Origin of the sequence: Pseudoduganella albidiflava (genome assembly GCF_004322755.1) — a bacterium.
In the GTDB taxonomy this organism is placed as follows: Bacteria; Pseudomonadota; Gammaproteobacteria; order Burkholderiales; family Burkholderiaceae_D; genus Rugamonas; species Rugamonas albidiflava.
Genome location: NZ_CP036401.1, coordinates 777,161 through 793,839 on the forward strand (window position 1 = coordinate 777,161; position 16,679 = coordinate 793,839).

The following is a 16,679-nucleotide window of genomic DNA, read 5'->3' on the forward strand; positions in this document are numbered from 1 at the left end:
TTTGTTATGCACCGCACTGTGCGGCGCCCCTGAACGGCCTATCGTTGACCCTGCAAACACACCAACCAAGAGGATACCGATCATGGACAACGAAAAATCGACCATCAATGCGACCGGCACCGTGACGCCGATCGGCAATACCACCAACCGTACCGACACGCATAACACCATCGACAAGGCTGCCGACAAGGTGCAGCCCGCCGCCGACAAGGCCGCTACCGCCGCGCACAGCGCCGTCGACAAGATCGCCGACAAGGTGCCCGCCGCCGCCGAGAAAGTGCACAGCACGGTCGAGAAGCTGGCCGAGAAAGTGCCGGCGACCACCGACCGCCTGGTCGGCAAGGCCCACGACACCGTGGAAAAAGTCTCCAGCAAGGCCAGCGTCGTTTCCGAAAAGCTGAGCCAGAAAGCCGCCGACCTGAACGTCGCTTACGGCCGCCTGGCCGAAACGGGCCGCAGCTATGTGCGCAACAGCCCGGGCACGTCCGTGCTGGTGGCGCTGGCCGCCGGCTACGCCGTCTCGAAGCTGCTGGGTTCGCGCCGCCATTGAGCGCCATGACGGTGCGGCTTCGGCCGCGCCGCTCGCAGCTGATTTGCCTTCCGTGATGGCTTGCGGAGGGCCACGCCCGGCCCTGCATGTGATCGTGCACGGCCGGGCGTCTTTGTGCCCAAGCATCGCCGATCACGGCAACACACTGTATTCCGATCATTTTCAAGGACCCAATGACCACCCCTCCCACCAGGCAGTCCTCCGGCGTCGACGGTGCCGGCTCCATCCTCTCCACTGTTTCAGGTCCTTCCAGCGCGGCGCCGCCGCAATCGCTGGGCAACAACAATCCGCAGGGCGACGTGCTGCTGGAAAAGCAGGCCGGTGGCATGGACCTGGCCGCGCAAACCACGCATAACGCCAACAAGCCCGGCGAGTACGGCGATGCCGCGCGCACGCCGCAAGCCGGGCAGACCGCCAAGCCGTCGACCGATCTCGCCACCGCCAGCACCGCCGCGGAAGGCATCGCCTCGCCGAAGACCGGCGGTGGCCAGCCGCCGATCGGCGTCAACAACACCAATGCGCCGCTGGACCGCGTGCGCGCCGATTCGAGCGGCCAGGTGCTGACCACCAACCAGGGCGTGCCGGTGGCGAACAACCAGGATTCGCTGAAGGCGGGCCTGCGCGGCCCCACGCTGATGGAAGACTTCATCCTGCGCGAAAAGATCACGCACTTCGACCATGAGCGCATCCCCGAGCGCATCGTGCACGCCCGCGGCTCGGCGGCGCACGGTTATTTCGAAAGCTACGAGGACCTGTCGGCCATCACGCGCGCGGCGCCGTTCGCCCAGGCCGGCAAGAAGACCCCGGTCTTCGTGCGCTTCTCCACCGTGGCCGGCGAACGGGGCTCCACCGATACCGCGCGCGACGTGCGCGGCTTCGCCGTCAAGTTCTATACGGACGAGGGTAACTGGGACCTGGTGGGCAACAACATCCCCGTGTTCTTCATCCAGGACGCGATGAAGTTCCCCGACCTGGTGCATGCGCTGAAGCCCGAGCCGCACAATGCGATGCCCCAGGCGGCCAGCGCGCACGACACCTTCTGGGACTTCGTTTCGCTGATGCCCGAGTCGATGCACATGCTGATGTGGGCCATGTCGGACCGCGCGATCCCGCGCAGCTACCGCATGATGCAGGGCTTCGGCGTGCATACCTTCCGCCTGGTGAACGCGGCCGGCGAATCGGTGTTCGTCAAGTTCCACTGGACGCCGCTGCAGGGCACGCATTCGCTGGTGTGGGACGAAGCGGTCAAGATCAGCGGCGCCGATCCCGACTTCCACCGCCGCGACCTGTGGGAAGCCATCGAGGCGGGCGAATTCCCCGAATGGGAACTGGGCCTGCAGGTCTTCACCGAGGAACAGGCCGACAGCTTCGAGTTCGACGTGCTCGATGCCACCAAGCTGGTGCCGGAAGAGCTGGTGCCGGTGAAGCCGGTGGGCCGCATGGTGCTGAACCGTAACCCCGACAACTTCTTCGCCGAGACCGAGCAGGTGGCCTTCTGCACGGCCCATGTCATTCCCGGCATCGACTTCACCAACGATCCGCTGTTGCACGGCCGCATCCACTCCTATGTGGATACGCAGCTGTCGCGCCTGGGCGGGCCGAACTTCCACGAGATCCCGATCAACGCGCCGGTCACGCAGGTACACAACAACCAGCGCGACGGCATGCACCGCCAGACGATCAACCGCGGCCGCGTGTCCTATGAACCCAACTCGCTGGGCGGCGGCTGCCCGTTCCAGGGCGGCCGCATGGGCTTCACGAGCTTCCCGCAGCAGACCTTCGTGGAGGACAAGGTGCGCGGCAAGCCCGAGCTGTTCGCCGACCATTATTCGCAGGCCCGCCTGTTCTGGCAGAGCCAGACACCGGTCGAGCGCTCGCACATCATCGGCGCATTCCGCTTCGAGCTCACGCGCGTGACGGTGCCGGCGATCCGCAAGCGCACGCTGTCGATGCTGGCCAACGTGGATGCGTCGCTGGTCAATGCCGTCGCCTCCGGCCTCGGCATGCCGGTACCCGATCCACAGCCGATGGCCACCACGCGGCCGCTGCCGGCCTACCGCACGTCGGCCGGGCTGTCGCTGCTGGCGCGGCCGGGGCAGGTGGGCATCCACACGCGCCGCGTCGCGATCCTGGTCGCCGACGGCGTGGACGTGGCCGGTGTGCGCACCATCTACGAATCGCTGCTCGCCGATGGCGCGGTGCCGCGGGTCGTGTCCTCGCGGCTGGGGCAGGTCACGGGTGCCGACAGCGCCACGCTGGACGTGGAAATCACGCTGGAAGCCGGGCCGGCCGTGATCTACGACGCCGTCGTGGTGCCGGCCGGCGAACAGTGCGCGCAAACCCTGGCGGCCGATGCGAACGCGCTCGACTTCCTGCGGCAGCAGTACCGCCACTGCAAGCCGATCATGGTGGTCGATGCCGGCGCGCAGCTGCTGGCCAAGGCCGGCATCCCCGCCGCGCTGCGCGACGGTTCGCCCGACCCGGGCATCATCGGCGCCCAGCCGGTCGATGCCGCCGCCGCGCTGGCCGCGTTCAAGGAAGCGCTGGCGCAGCACCGCGTGTGGGTGCGCGAAAGCGATCCGCCGGCCGTGTAAGCCTGCCCACCACCAGGGCCTCAGCTCTGCCATAGGTGAGGCCCGGCCCGGTTGCATGCGCCACGCGCGGCAGCCGGGCTTTATCATTTGATCCAACCCTTTCGTACTGCTTCCGTTTTTTTGCATTTTTTCTAGACCGCATGGACGTCTACGCCCCGCAAACCTGGAAGCCCCACGAACGGCCGATGTTGCCGGGGTCGCCGTCGTCGCCGCTCCATTCGACTCCCCGCCGCATGGCCTACCTGCTGGTCGGCTTCATCGTCGCGCTGACGGGCGGCCTGGGCAATGCGCTGGTCACCGTCAACCTCGTCTATGCGCAAGGTTCGCTGGGCGTCTACTCGGCCGAGATCCAGTGGCTGCCCGCCGTGTACGTGATGGCCAGCGTGTCGATGAACCTGCTGCTGGTGAAATTCCGCCAGCAGTTCGGCCTGCGGCTGTTCACCGAACTGTTCCTGGTGCTGTACGCGCTGGCCACGCTGGCCCACCTGTTCGTGCACGGCCTCGGCTCGGCGATCCTGGTGCGCGCGGCCAGCGGCATGTCGGGTGCCGCGCTCACCACGCTGGGCCTGTACTACACGCTGCAAGGGTTCCCGGCGCAGCACCGGCTGAAGGGCGTGGTGCTGGGCGTGGGCTTCTCGCAGCTGGCGCTGCCGATCGCGCGGATCTTCTCCACCGAACTATTGGAGATCGCCGAATGGCGCGGCCTGTATTTCTTCGAGCTGGGCATGTGCCTGCTGTCGCTGGGCTGCGTGCTGCTGCTGAAGCTGCCGCCGGGCGACCGCATCCGCGCGTTCGAGAAACTCGATTTCCTCACCTTCGCGCTGTTCGCGCCCGGCGTGGCGCTGCTGTGCGCCGTGCTGGGCCTGGGGCGCACCGTGTGGTGGTTCGAGGCGCCCTGGCTGGGCTGGTGCCTGGCCGGGTCGATCGTGCTGGTCACCGCCGCCGTGACGATCGAGCACAATCGCGCCAATCCGCTGTTGAATATCCGCTGGCTGACCACCGCCAGCATGCTGCGCCTGGCCCTGTCCGTGGTGCTGATCCGCATCGTGCAATCGGAAGCCACCGGCACGGTCGGCTTCCTGCAGGCGCTGGGCCTGCAGAACGACCAGATGCGCGAGCTGTGGCTCGTCACGCTGGCCGCCAGCATCGCCGGCATGGTGGCCAGCGCGCTGACGATCGCGCCGAGCCGGGTACAGACATCGCTGATGTTCGCCCTGCTGCTGATGGCGCTGGGCGCCTGGATGGACGCGCACGCCACCAACCTGACGCGGCCGGCGCAGATGTACATCAGCCAGGCCTTGCTGGCGTTCGCCGGCGTGTTCTTCATCGGCCCCGTGTTCGTCTCCGGCTTCGGCGCGATCATCGCCCAGCCGAAGAACCTGATCAGCTTTTCACTGATGTTTTCCATGACGCAGAACCTGGGCGGCCTGCTGGGTTCCGCGCTGGTGGGCACGGTGCAGGTGCTGCGCGAGAAATACCATTCCAGCCAGCTGGTCGAGCACCTGACCCTGATCGATCCGCTGGTGGCCAGCCGCGTGCAGGGCAGCGGCGCCGCGCTGGCCGGCACGCTGGCCGATCCGGCGCTGCGCAGCGCGCAGGGCATCGCCTCGCTCGGCGCGGCGGCCACCCGCGAGGCCAACATCCTCGCCTATAACGATGTCTTCCTGCTGATCAGCATCGTCGCCGTGGCCACGCTGGCGTGGATGCTGGCGCACTACCTGTGGCAGATGTGCACCGCGTGCCGTCCCGCCGCGCCGGTGCAGAATGCCCAGACGGGCATGGCCAAGGTTTCCCTCGACAATTCCGGATCGACATGAGCGCAAACGATACGACACCCCCAACTCCAGCCGCCGCACCTGCACCCGCACCCGCACCCGCACCGGCTGCCGCGCCGCCGGCCGCGGCGCCGGGCCAGCCCGACCGGCCGCACCAGTGGCTGGCCATCGTCGGCTTTTCGCTGGTCGCGCTGGTGGGCGTGCTGATCGTGCTGTACGCGTGGCGGCTGCCGCCGTTCACCAGCCCGATCGTGTCGACCGAGAACGCGCTGGTGCGCGGGCAGGTGACCGTGATCGGTACCCAGTTGTCCGGCTATGTCACGCAGGTGCACGTGCAGGATTTCCAGCATGTGAAGCAGGGCGACCTGCTGGTGGAGATCGACCGCCGCGTCTACGAGCAGCGTTACCAGCAGGCCGAGGCGCAACTGGCGGCGCAGCGGGCGGCGCTGGAAAACTGGGGCCAGTCGCGCCGCAGCGCCGCCGCCACCATCGCCCTGCAGGAAGCGGCGCTGGCCAATGCGCGGGCGCAGGCCACCCGCGCGAAGGCCGACCTGGCGCGTGTCGAGGAGCTGGTGCAGGACGGTTCGCTGTCGCAGCGCGAGCGCGATGCGCAGCGGGCCGCCCACGCCCAGGCCCAGGCGGCCGTCGCGCAGGCGCAGGCCAACGTGGAAATCTCGCGGCAGCAGTCGCAATCGGTGACCGTCAACCGCGCCGCGCTGGAGGCGGCGGTGGCCAATGCGGCGGCGGCGCTGAAGGCGGCGAAGGTAGACCTGGACAACACCCGCATCCAGGCGCCGTCGGATGGCCAGCTGGGCCAGGTGGGCGTACGGCGCGGCGCGTTCGTCAACTCGGGCGCGCAGCTGATGGGGCTCGTGCCGCGCCAGATGTGGGTGATCGCCAACCTGAAGGAAACCCAGATGAATGGCGTGCGTGTCGGCCAGAGCGCCACGTTCAAGGTCGACGCGCTCGATGGCGCGATGCTGACCGGCCAGGTCGAACGCATTTCGCCGGCCACCGGCTCGGAGTTTTCCGTGCTGCCCGCCGATAACGCTACCGGCAACTATGTGAAGATCGCCCAGCGCATTCCGGTGCGGATCCGCATCGATCCGGGCCAGAAGCTGGCCGACCGGCTGCGGCCCGGCATGTCCGTCATCGTCAGCATCGATACGTCGGCCGAGCTCAATGACGCGGAGGCGCGGCAATGAAGACTGTGGTGCCGGTGCTCGTGGCGGGGATGGTCGCAGCGGCGCTCGCCGGTTGTGCCGCGAAGGTCGGCGCGCCGCCGGCGTCACGCCTCCAGGTGCCGGCGCAGTGGCGGGCGCCGATCCCGGAGGGTGCCACGGCGTTGCCCGTGGATGCGCAATGGTGGCAGGGGTTCGGCGATCCGGCGCTGGCGGCGCTGGTGACCGCGGCGCTGGCGAACAACGGCGACCTGCGCCTGGCGCGCGAGCGGATCGAGGATTACCGGGCGCGCGTGCGCGCCGCGGCCGCCGCGCAGCAGCCCACGCTGTCGTTCGACACCTCGCCCGCGCGGGCACGGGCGCTGTCGCCCGCGACGGGACGGCCCTACGTGGCCAATGCATTCCAGGCCGAGTTCCAGGCCGCCTACGAGATCGATGTGTGGGGCCGGCTGGCCAACGCCACCGAGGCCGCCGCGGCCACGCTGCGCGGCGAGCAGGCCAGCCTGGATGCCGTGGCGCTGTCGATCGCCGCCAACGTGGCCACCGGCTACCTGAACCTGCGCGGGCTCGATGCGCAGCTGGAACTGGCCCGGGCCACCCTGCAACTGCGCGAGCGTTCGCGCGACCTGGCGCGCCGCCAGTTCGAGGTGGGCTACAGCTCGCGCCTGGAATGGCTGCAGGCGCAGGCCGAATACGACACGGCGGCCGAACAGGTCCCGCAACTGCAGCGGCAGATCTTCGAGCAGGAAAACGCGCTGTCGCTGCTGGCGGGTGCTTCGCCGGGCCCGATCGCGCGGGGCAAGGCGCTGGCCGAACTGGTGCCGCCGCCGGTGCCGGCCGGCTTGCCGTCGGACCTGCTGCGCCGCCGGCCCGACATCGCGCGCGCCGAACAGGCCATCGCGGCCGCCAGCGCCCAGCTGGCCGCCACGCGCGACCAGTTGCTGCCCACTTTCCGCCTCACGGCCGCCGGCGGCATCCAGTCCACCGATCTGTCCGACCTGCTGCACGGGCCCACCCGCCTGTGGCGCCTCGCCGGCACGCTGGTGGCGCCGCTGTACGACGGGGGCCGGGTGCAGGCCGCCACCGATTCCGCCGCCGTGCAGCGCAACCAGGCGCTCATCGCTTACGAGAATACGGTGCGGCAGGCGTTCGCCGAGACGGAAAACGGCCTCGATGCCATCACGCGGCTGCGCGAGCAGGTGGTGCAGAACGACGCGCGCCGCGCCACCGCCGCCGAAACGCTGCGCATTGCCCACAACCGCTACGCCAACGGCTATGCGGCCTACCTGGAGGAACTCGATGCGCAGCGCAGCCTGTATGCGGCGGACGTGGCGCGCCTGCAACTGCGCGCGCGGCTGCTGGCCGCGTCGGTGGACCTGTACCGGGCGATGGGGGGAGGGTGGACCGCGCCTGGTCAGTAGGCTGTATGCCGCCCGGCCAGTGGATGCTCGTACTCGGTCCACCCGGTAAATGGATCGATGGCGCGCCGGTTTTCACGTGCTGTTCCATGTGCCGTCGCGATCAGTCCTTGCAGCACATGCGGCAGGCCCGCCGGCAGCACTGCCGCATGCCGGCCAAGGTGCTCTCCGGCCCACGCCAGGAAGGCGTCCACGCCGGGGCGGTCCATCATCGTCAGGAAGAAGACCATCTGTCGCCAGGCATATGCGCTGTTCTTCACGCGAATGAGGTCGGCGTGCCGGTCGGGCGCCGCACCGGCCAGCCGACCGCACATCCATCGGAAGCAATGCCTGCACATGTTCGCGAGATCGGCCGACAGTGTGCGATGGAGCTCCAGGTCGTGCCACAAGACGGCCAGGTTCTGGGTTGTCAGGATCTGCTGCTGCTCGATGAGCATGCCATTGCTTGCGACTGAACTGAATTTTCCGGTCGCATTGGCACGCCTGCTGCAGATGGCGGCAAATGCCTCGGCGCTTGTCGACAGGGCATTCCGCTGGCGAATATCCTTCGACGCGGGCACCGCGGCAAGGCCGGCAATCTCGCTGTAGTCGATCCTGTAGTAACGGGCGTACAGGGAGCCGTCCAGAAACCCGGCCGCGCGCTGTGCGGCGGCGACGAATTTTTCGGAGAATGCGCCAGCGAAGATATCGGCGGCCAGTTCTTCGACGAGCGGCATGCCGGGCTGTGCGTCCGCTGCGAGAGCGCGAAGCTCCTGCAGCAGCTTGTTGGGGATCAGCGCTTGTGGAAAGGACCTCAGCGCGAGGCTGGCAATATCGACCAGATGCTGGCGGGAGGTTGCCACTGTCGAGGAGGCGGGCGCACGCATGCCTTCCATCGCGGCGACCCACGGCAGTTCATGGAACTGTACCTGTTTCTGCATGTTCAGCAGAAGCAGCGAGCGCCGCCGCCGGAATGCGCGATAGGTCTCCGCGTACAGCATGCCCAGCGCGGGTTCGGTGAAATAAGCCGAGTGCAGCGTGGCCGTCAGCTGTGGCAGTACTTCGGCAAGCTTGTCGCCGGAGGTGATCAGGCCAGCAGCAATCAGGCGCTCCGGCGTGTCGCTCCGGCAGCGCCGCGCCTTGCGCCGTATCGATGACGGAATCGGCGTGGCTGCCGGCACGCTCGCCGTGGCCTCGGATCCGCTGACTGGTTGTCCCAGCGGCTCGGGATCTTCGATTCCCGCGTCGGCCGGATATGCCCGCAGGCGTTGCGCCACCAGCGCTGCAATGTCCGCATGCAGCGGCCCGCATACGTCGGCCCGAGCCCGGGCGCGGGCTTCCATGCACGCGGCCGAGCCAGGTGCGCCGCGCTTGGCGACGCAGCATTGCACGATGTGCCGGACGCGGGCGATGTCATGCGCGGTCAACGCATGTGGCGCCGCGACGCAGGTTTCCAGCAGGTGGCGTAACTGTGCCTGATGCCCGTTCGGCCTTGCCGCCTTGCCACGGCATCCATGCGCGGCGGCCGTGGCATGCATCTCGTCGATCAATCGGGCAGCCCGGTCGCGCCAGCCCTCGGGACAGGGCCGTCCTGGCCAGCCATCCTCGATTATCTCGAGGAACATCCCGACCACGCGGTCATGGATCGGCGCCCAGATGTCGACGGCGGCACGCTGCGCCAGGACGCGGCGATCGGGTTCGATGGCAGCGATCCTGGCGAGGGCTTCGCCAGCGGTCTGGAGATGGACCGATCCTGACGGATGCGGAGGGTGGCTGGAAGGCGCCGGATAGAACCGCAATCGCGAAAAGTGCGGTGCCAGTTGCGCGGTCAGGGTGAGTGCCTCATCGAGGCGGTCATGGCGTGCCAGCCAGGCGACGGTCAGCAGTGCCGACTCTTCGGGCACCGAGATCCGGTAGCAGCCATCATCGAGCCAGCCGTTCAGCGTCTCGAAGCCCGCATCGGTCAGGAAATGCGTATTCAAAGCCAGTCGTCCGCTGTCGGGCGCGGCCTCTGGAAGCGTGGCCAGCAGCTCTTGTTCATGCGGCTGCAGCAGGCCGCCGGCGGCCAGGGCGCCAGTGGCGAATCCACCTGTGACGACTTCGAGCGTGACCCATGCCGGCACGCCGTCGACGGGCGTTCGGGAGCCATGATCGACGGTACCCGCGAAGATATTCTCCAGCACCGCAATCCATTGACGAACCTTGGAGGAAGAACCCGTCGATCGCGCGTTGGCGATGAGCGCCTGCGCAAGCTTGAATGCGGGATACGCGGAACCGATGGCGGCCCGGGACGGCTCGTCGGGCGGGGTAGTGGACATGTGCTCTCCATGTGGGTCCGGGGGCCGGAATCGAACCGGCGCCCACCCGGTAAAAGCCAGGCATTCTTCCACTGAACTACCCCGGAACTGACTGTGCGATGATACCGTCACCGGCTTCATCGCCGGTAGGATAACATGTCAGGCCGTCAATCAAATCCCAGCCATGGACTACCACATTACCCTGACTACCCCGCGCCTGACCCTGCGCCCGCCACGCCCCGGCGATGAAGACGACCTGATGGCGATCCATGGCGATCCCGAGGTGATGCGCTACTTCAGCGAGCGTGCATGGACCGATCCCGCACGTCCCGCGCAGCAGATCGCCAGCGATGCCGCAGCCTTCGCGGCACGCGAACACTTCCGCTTCGCCATCGTTCTCAACGAGACCGGCCGGCAGATCGGCAATTGCGGCCTGGTCCGGCCGCACTGGCCGAACCGCCGCTGCGAGGTGGGCTACGCGCTGGGCCGTGCGCACTGGGGCAAGGGTTATATCAACGAAGCGCTGCGGGCGCTGCTGGAATTCGCGTTCGTCGAGCTGGACATGCACCGGCTCGAGGCCGACGTCGACCCGCGCAACACCGGGTCCACCGGCGCGCTGGAGCGCCTGGGCTTCCAGCGCGAGGGCTTGCTGCGCGAACGGTGGATCGTCGGCGGCGAGGTCTGCGATTCGTTGCTGTACGGCCTGCTACGGCGCGAGTGGGAAGCGAACGCCAGACAGGACCGGTGACAGGCAAGAACCGATGACCGGCTAAAAACGGTGACAGTCACCATTTTTTTGCAAGGTGTCCGAAAGCACTGGTTCAAAAATGGTGACAGTCACCATTTATCTTGCAAGGTGTCCGAAAGCCGCGGGGGCAAAAACGGTGACAGTCACCATTTATTTGCAAGGTGTCCGAAAGCACCGGTTCAAAAACGGTGACAGTCACCATTTACTTTGCAAGGTGTACGAAAGCCACCGGTTCCTGGATTCAGGCGCCGCCCAGCGCCAGCCTGGGGGAGCCCGCATTGGCGGGCTCGAGCTGGAACGTGTCGACCACGCCGGCCAGCTGGTCGGCTTGCAGGCGCAGCGCTTGCGCCGCCGAGGATGCCTGCTCGACCAGCGCGGCATTCTGCAGCGTCATCGCATCCAGCTGGCCGATGGCCTGGCCGACCGATTCGATGTCGCTGCTTTGCGTGCGCGTCACGGCCGAGATGTTTTCCATGATCGCCGACACGCGGGCGATGCCCTCGACCACGTCCTTCATGGTGGTGCCCGCGGCGCCGACCAGCACCGTGCCGGTATCGACCTTGGCGACCGAATCCTCGATCAGCTGCTTGACTTCCTTCGCGGCGGCGGCGGAGCGGTGCGCCAGGTTGCGCACCTCGCTGGCGACGACGGCGAAGCCGCGCCCCTGTTCGCCGGCGCGGGCCGCTTCCACGGCCGCATTCAGGGCCAGGATATTGGTCTGGAAGGCGATGCCATCGATCACGGCGATGATGTCGACGATCTTCTTCGACGATGCGCCGATCAGGTTCATCGTGGCGACGATGCTGTCCACCGCCTCGCCGCCCTGGCGCGACACATCCGAGGCCTGGCGCGACAGGGTGCTGGCTTCTTCCGCGTAGCCGGCATTGGTGCGGACGGAATCGACCAGCTGCTCCATCGACGCCGTCACCCGCACCAGCGCCTGTGCCTGTGCTTCGGTGCGGGCCGACAGGTCGGCGTTGCCCGAAGCGATTTCGGCGGAGGCCGAGGCGATCGCCACCGTTCCGCCGCGCACCTCGGTAACGATGCCGGCCAGGCCATCGCGCATCGAGCCCATGGCGTGCAGCAGGCTTTTCTCGTGGGCGCGGCCGGTATCCACCGGGCGGTGCAGTTCGCCGCGGGCAATGGCGCGCGCCACGCTGGTGGCGTAGCCGGGTTCACCGCCCAGCTGGCGCAGCAGGCCGCGCACGATGGCGGTACCGATGGCCACGCACAGCAGGGCGCAGACGATGGCCAGCGCGCCGATCCACCAGCGCGCCGACGCCGCCTGTTCGCTGGCGGCAGCGGTGGCGACTTCGTTGCGCTGTTCCAGTTCGCTCATCAGCACTTCGATGTCGGCCACGATGCGCCGGCGCAGCGGGCTGCATTCCTCGACGAGGAACACCCCGTACGCTTCCATCTCGTTCGCCGCGCGGTACTTGCGTGGCCGCTCCAGCTCGCGCGCCATCTGCAGCATGCCTTCACGGACCTTGGCGAATTGCGCCTGGTCGCGCAGCAGCGGCTCCAGCTTGTCCAGTTCGGCCAGGTACAGCGCCTTTTGCCGATCGACGATATCCAGTTCGCGCGCGGCTGCCGCGGCGTCGTGGAAGATGAAGGCGTTGCGCGCCGCGATGCCGGTCTGCGCCAGCGCCTCGCGGGCGTCCAGCAGCGGGTCGAGCTGGGTGCGGCGCAATGCGTTGGCGCTGTCGAGCGCCGCATCGATCTGGTTCACGCGTGCAATCGAGAAGACGGCAAGGATGACGGTAAACAGCAGGACCAGGGCAAAGGCCGAGTACAGCTTGGTAGCGATGCTTGCGTGACGGAAGGCGTGCATGACAGGGGCCGATAAAAGAGTGGTTGGGAAATCGATTTGATGAAACTGAGCGAGATTATGCGGTATTAATTTCCGTAACTCAACAATATTTGACGAATTTGATGGATTGTGACGCGTTTTCGTCAAATTCGTTAAATTCCCGTCGAACCCGGTATACTGTTGCCCATGCAGAGGTTTTTTTGAACATGAGCGATACCGACGATCCCATCCTGACCACCACCGCCGCGGCGCGCCTGCTCGGCGTTGCCACCAGTACCGTCCAGATGTGGATGGAAAGCGGCGCGATCGCCTCCTGGAAGACACCGGGCGGGCACCGGCGCACCCGGCTTTCCGCGATCGACAGGCTGCTCGAACGCACGCCCGGCGGCTCGGCCGCCACTGTCGGCCAGGCCGTGGAGGCGGCCCTGTCGCCTGTCTCGCCGGCCGAATTCCAGCCGCACCAGGCGCCCGGCTATCCCGTGGACCGGGGCGAGGCGGCGCGCCTGGCTGCGCTGGAAACGTCGCGGCTGGTCGACACGGCGGCCGAAGCGCGTTTCGACCGCATCGTGCGTCTCGCCGCGCAAGTGACGGGTTCACCCATCGCGCTGGTGTCGTTGCTGACATCCACCCGGCAATGGTTCAAGGCGCGCGTGGGGATCGAGGCGCAGGAAACGCCGCGCGAGTGGGCGTTCTGCTCGCACGCGGTGCTGGCCGGCGAACCGTTCGTGGTGGAAGATGCCGCGGCCGACCCGCGTTTTCGCGACAATCCGCTGGTGCAGGGCGATCCGAAGATCCGCTTCTATGCCGGGGTGCCGCTGCGCGACTCCGCCGGCCTGGCACTGGGCACGCTGTGCGTGATCGACCGTGAACCGCGCAAGCTGCGCGGCGCGGAATTGCAGGCGCTGATCGACCTGGCCGATATCGCATCGGAAGAGATGGCGAAGGGCTGAGCCAGGGCCAGTGCCGCTTGCCGGCAGGCCGCCAGCTGGCAAAACGGTCATACGAAAAACGGTGACAGGCACTAATGCCGTTGAGTTGAGCCCAACCAAGTGCAAACTCCGGGGTCAGACCCGGCGGGTCTGACCCCAGCCCTTCGCTTTTGGGGTGAATTCATGCCCCTTCAATGTGCGGGTAACGCTTAACACACCGATTCTGGCTCAGTGCCCGCCGGCCTTGCCCGGCTCCGCAGCTTGCGGCAGGTTGGCGGCTTCGCCATGCGGATGGTCGCCGTGCGGATGGTCCTTGTGCCGCAGCTTGCGCGCTACCTTCGCGATCCAGTGCTCGATATCGTCCACATACGTGAACACGGCCGGCACCACCAGCAGGCTCAGTAGCGTGGACGTGATCAGACCGCCGATCACCGTGATCGCCATCGGCGCGCGGAAGCTCGGGTCCGCGCCCAGGCCCAGCGCCAGCGGCATCATGCCGGCACCCATCGCAATGGTCGTCATCAGGATCGGGCGGCTCCGCTTGTGGCAGGCGTCCACCAGCGCCTCGGTGCGGCTCATGCCGGCCTGGCGCGCCAGGATCGCGTAGTCGACCAGCAGGATCGAGTTCTTCGTCACGATCCCCATCAGCATGATCAGGCCGATCATCGACGGCATCGACAGCGCGTTGCCGGTGATGAGCAGCAGCACGATGGCGCCGCCGATCGACAGCGGCAGCGCCGCCAGGATCGTCACCGGCTGCATGAAGTCCTTGAACAGCAGCACCAGCACGCCATAGATGCACAGCACGCCGATCGCCATCGCGATGCCGAAGCTGGCGAACAGCGCGGCCATTTCCTGTGCGTCGCCCAGTTCGGCGATCCGCACGTTCGGCGGCAGGTTGGCCAGCGCCGGCAGCTTGCGCGCCTCGGCGTTCAGTTCGCCCAGCGAACGGCTGCCCAGTTCCACGTCCAGCGTCACGTTGCGGCTGCGGTTCAGGCGGTCGATCTGGGCCGGGCCGGATTCCATCGTGATCGCCGCCACGCTGGCCAGCAGCACGGGGCCGTTACGGCCCGGCACCGTCAGGCGGCCGATGGCGTCGAGGTCGGCGCGCACATAGTCCGGCAGCTTGACGCGGATCGGCACCTGCCGCTCCGGCAGGTTCATCTTCGTCAGGTCGAAGTCGTAGTCGCCGGCGGTGGCCACGCGCACCGTTTCGCCGATCGACGCGGCCGTCACGCCCAGTTCGGCGGCGCGGGCGAAGTCGGGCCGCACGATGATCTCCGGCCGCACCAGCGATGCCGACGACGTGACGTTGCCGATGCCGGACAGGGTGCGCAGTTCGCGCTCGGCGCGGCGGGCGGCGGCGATCAGCGCATCCGGGTCTTCCGACTGCAGCACCAGCTGCATCTTCACGCCGGTATCGGGCGGGCCCACGGTGAAGCGAGCACCGGCGATGCCGGCCAGCTGGCGGCGCAGCAGTGAATCGATCTCCGGCATCGTTTCATCGCGGTCCGTGCGGTGCACCGTGGTAATCGTCAGCACCGCGCGGCGCGCTTCGGCGGCGGCGCCGGGCGCGAACGCATCGCCGGAAGAACCGCCGCCGATCGAGCTGAACACGCCTGTTACGCCAGGTACCCGCATCGCCGCCTGGCGTGCCTGCTCGGCCACTTCGCGCGTTTGCGCCAGCGTGGATCCGGGCGGCAGTTCGGCGTTGACCTGCGTCTGCGCGCGGTCGGCCGGCGGCACGAAGCCGGTCGGCAGCAGGCCCACCAGCATGATCGAGCACACGAAGAAGATCGCCGAGGCCAGCGCCGTGAACATGCGGTGCTTCAGGCACCACTTCATGGTGCGCATGTAGCGCGACATGATCGGGCCGTCTTCCTCGACGTGGCCCGGATGCTTCGGCTTGTGCGGCTTGAGCAGGTAGGCCGCCATCATCGGCGTCAGCAGCCGCGCCACCACCAGCGAGGCCAGTACGGCCAGCACGGCGGTCCAGCCGAACTGCTTGAAGAACTTGCCGGGGATGCCGCCCATGAACGCGGTGGGCAGGAACACCGCCACCAGCGCGAACGTGGTGGCGATCACCGCCATGCCGATTTCATCGGCCGCCTCCAGCGCGGCCTGCATCGGCGTCTTGCCCATCTGAAGGTGGCGCTCGATGTTCTCGATCTCCACGATCGCATCGTCCACCAGCACGCCGACCACCAGCGCCAGCGACAGCAGCGTCACCGTGTTCAGCGTGTAGCCGAACCAGTAGATGCCGAGGAAGGCGGGCAGCACCGACAGCGGCAGCGCGGCCGCCGCCACCAGCGTGGCGCGCCAGTCGCGCAGGAACCAGAACACCACGATCACGGCCAGGATCGCGCCTTCGTACAGCAGCTCCATCGAGCCTTCGAAGTTTTCCTCGACGGGGAAGGCATTGTCGATCACCTGGCGCAATTCCAGGTTCGGATGATCCTTGCGCAATTGCTCGACTGCTTCCTTCACGCCGTCGGCCACCGCCGTTTCGCTGGCGCCCTTGGTGCGGAACACCTCGAAGGCCACCACCGGCTTGCCATCCTGCGTGGCGATGGCGCGCGGTTCGGCGATCGTGTCGGTCACCTTGGCTATCTGGTCGAGGCGGATGTGGCGGCCATCGCCGAGCGGGATGTCCATGCGCGCCAGTTCCTGGGCCGACTGCACGGTGCCGATGGTGCGCACCGACTGCTCGGCGCCCGACACGTCGCCGCGGCCGCCCGGCGCCTCGCGCTGCACCAGCCGCAGCTGGCGCGACACATCCAGCGCGGAGACGCGCAAGGCGGCCATCTGGGCATCGTCCAGCTCCACGCGGATCTCGCGGTCCACGCCACCCACGCGGTTGACGGCACCGACACCGGGTACCGTCAGCAGGCGCTTGGCCACCGTGTTATCGACGAACCACGACAGGTCGGCATTGTCGACCGGCGTGGTGCCGGGTTTGTTCACCGCGATATACGTCGTGATCACCCGGCCGGCGGTGGAGACCTTGCTGACCACCGGCTCGCGCAGTTCGGCGGGCATGTCGGCACGCACCTGCGAGACCGCGTCGCGCACTTCGTTGACGCCATCCGAGATGTTCTTCTCGAGGATGAACTCGACGGTGATGGTGGCCACGCCATCGAGCACCTTGGTGTAGATGTTCTTCACGCCTTGCAGCGTGGCGACCGAATCCTCGATCTTGCGCGCGACCTCGGTTTCCAGCTGGGCCGGCGCGGCGCCGGGCAGCGAGGCGCTGACGGTCACGATGGGCAGCTCGATATCGGGGAAGTCCTGCACCGGGTTGGCCTTGTAGGCCATCAGGCCGGCCAGCGTGAGCAGCACGAACAGCATGATCGCCGGAATCGGATTCCGGATCGACAGGGCGGAAAAATTCATCGCAT

At 67.5% G+C, this 16,679-nt stretch carries 10 protein-coding genes and 1 tRNA gene; 7 read left to right on the forward strand and 4 right to left on the reverse strand.

Translation table 11 applies throughout. From position 1 onward, the window contains the following. The first annotated feature begins 82 nt into the window (after positions 1-82). The 5 genes from EYF70_RS03340 to EYF70_RS03360 all read left to right on the forward strand — a co-directional run bounded on the left by EYF70_RS03340 (position 83) and on the right by EYF70_RS03360 (position 7,521). Positions 83-550 carry a hypothetical protein gene (locus EYF70_RS03340; RefSeq protein WP_131148869.1) on the forward strand — a complete coding sequence of 156 codons (468 nt, stop codon included), beginning with the start codon at positions 83-85 and terminating at the stop codon, positions 548-550. A 173-nt stretch (positions 551-723) separates the two neighbouring features. Next, positions 724-3,144, forward strand: a complete 2,421-nt coding sequence (locus tag EYF70_RS03345; RefSeq protein ID WP_131144135.1) for a catalase — start codon at positions 724-726, stop codon at positions 3,142-3,144. Between the two features lie 140 nt (positions 3,145-3,284). Further along, positions 3,285-4,961 carry an MFS transporter gene (locus EYF70_RS03350; protein ID WP_131144136.1) on the forward strand — a complete coding sequence of 559 codons (1,677 nt, stop codon included), beginning with the start codon at positions 3,285-3,287 and terminating at the stop codon, positions 4,959-4,961. After that, positions 4,958-6,124, forward strand: coding sequence for an HlyD family secretion protein (locus EYF70_RS03355; protein WP_131144137.1), 1,167 nt, complete (start codon positions 4,958-4,960; stop codon positions 6,122-6,124). The genes EYF70_RS03350 and EYF70_RS03355 overlap by 4 nt, the downstream gene beginning before the upstream one ends. Further along, positions 6,121-7,521 carry an efflux transporter outer membrane subunit gene (locus EYF70_RS03360; protein ID WP_131144138.1) on the forward strand — a complete coding sequence of 467 codons (1,401 nt, stop codon included), beginning with the start codon at positions 6,121-6,123 and terminating at the stop codon, positions 7,519-7,521. The genes EYF70_RS03355 and EYF70_RS03360 overlap by 4 nt, the downstream gene beginning before the upstream one ends. Here EYF70_RS03360 and EYF70_RS03365 read toward each other — a convergent pair. Further along, the gene (locus EYF70_RS03365; protein ID WP_131144139.1) at positions 7,515-9,815 is read right to left on the reverse strand and encodes a hypothetical protein; all 2,301 of its coding nucleotides are present in this window, start codon (positions 9,813-9,815) and stop codon (positions 7,515-7,517) included. The genes EYF70_RS03360 and EYF70_RS03365 overlap by 7 nt on opposite strands. 12 nt (positions 9,816-9,827) lie before the next feature. Next, positions 9,828-9,901, reverse strand: a tRNA-OTHER gene (locus EYF70_RS03370). A gap of 77 nt (positions 9,902-9,978) precedes the next feature. Here EYF70_RS03370 and EYF70_RS03375 point away from each other — a divergent pair. Then, positions 9,979-10,542 (forward strand): GNAT family N-acetyltransferase, encoded by a 564-nt coding sequence (locus EYF70_RS03375; protein ID WP_131144140.1) that lies wholly within the window; start codon positions 9,979-9,981, stop codon positions 10,540-10,542. A gap of 241 nt (positions 10,543-10,783) precedes the next feature. Here the strand turns inward: EYF70_RS03375 and EYF70_RS03380 are convergent, their stop codons facing one another. After that, positions 10,784-12,373, reverse strand: a complete 1,590-nt coding sequence (locus EYF70_RS03380) for a methyl-accepting chemotaxis protein (RefSeq protein WP_131144141.1) — start codon at positions 12,371-12,373, stop codon at positions 10,784-10,786. A 185-nt stretch (positions 12,374-12,558) separates the two neighbouring features. Between EYF70_RS03380 and EYF70_RS03385 the strand changes: the two genes are divergently transcribed. After that, complete coding sequence (locus EYF70_RS03385) at positions 12,559-13,302, forward strand: GAF domain-containing protein (RefSeq protein ID WP_131144142.1); 744 nt, start codon at positions 12,559-12,561, stop codon at positions 13,300-13,302. 207 nt (positions 13,303-13,509) lie between these two features. On the opposite strand, the gene EYF70_RS03390 is transcribed toward EYF70_RS03385, so the two are convergent. After that, positions 13,510-16,674 carry an efflux RND transporter permease subunit gene (locus EYF70_RS03390; RefSeq protein WP_131144143.1) on the reverse strand — a complete coding sequence of 1,055 codons (3,165 nt, stop codon included), beginning with the start codon at positions 16,672-16,674 and terminating at the stop codon, positions 13,510-13,512. Between the last annotated feature and the right edge of the window lie 5 nt (positions 16,675-16,679).

Bases quoted from the DNA above. Each gene is read 5' to 3' on its own strand.
- EYF70_RS03385 (WP_131144142.1), top strand. From the start codon at position 12,559: ATGAGCGATACCGACGATCCCATCCTGACCACCACCGCCGCGGCGCGC.
- EYF70_RS03355 (WP_131144137.1), top strand. From the start codon at position 4,958: ATGAGCGCAAACGATACGACACCCCCAACTCCAGCCGCCGCACCTGCA.
- EYF70_RS03365 (WP_131144139.1), bottom strand. From the start codon at position 9,815: ATGTCCACTACCCCGCCCGACGAGCCGTCCCGGGCCGCCATCGGTTCC.
- EYF70_RS03390 (WP_131144143.1), bottom strand. From the start codon at position 16,674: ATGAATTTTTCCGCCCTGTCGATCCGGAATCCGATTCCGGCGATCATG.
- EYF70_RS03345 (WP_131144135.1), top strand. From the start codon at position 724: ATGACCACCCCTCCCACCAGGCAGTCCTCCGGCGTCGACGGTGCCGGC.
- EYF70_RS03350 (WP_131144136.1), top strand. From the start codon at position 3,285: ATGGACGTCTACGCCCCGCAAACCTGGAAGCCCCACGAACGGCCGATG.
- EYF70_RS03380 (WP_131144141.1), bottom strand. From the start codon at position 12,373: ATGCACGCCTTCCGTCACGCAAGCATCGCTACCAAGCTGTACTCGGCC.
- EYF70_RS03340 (WP_131148869.1), top strand. From the start codon at position 83: ATGGACAACGAAAAATCGACCATCAATGCGACCGGCACCGTGACGCCG.
- EYF70_RS03375 (WP_131144140.1), top strand. From the start codon at position 9,979: ATGGACTACCACATTACCCTGACTACCCCGCGCCTGACCCTGCGCCCG.
- EYF70_RS03360 (WP_131144138.1), top strand. From the start codon at position 6,121: ATGAAGACTGTGGTGCCGGTGCTCGTGGCGGGGATGGTCGCAGCGGCG.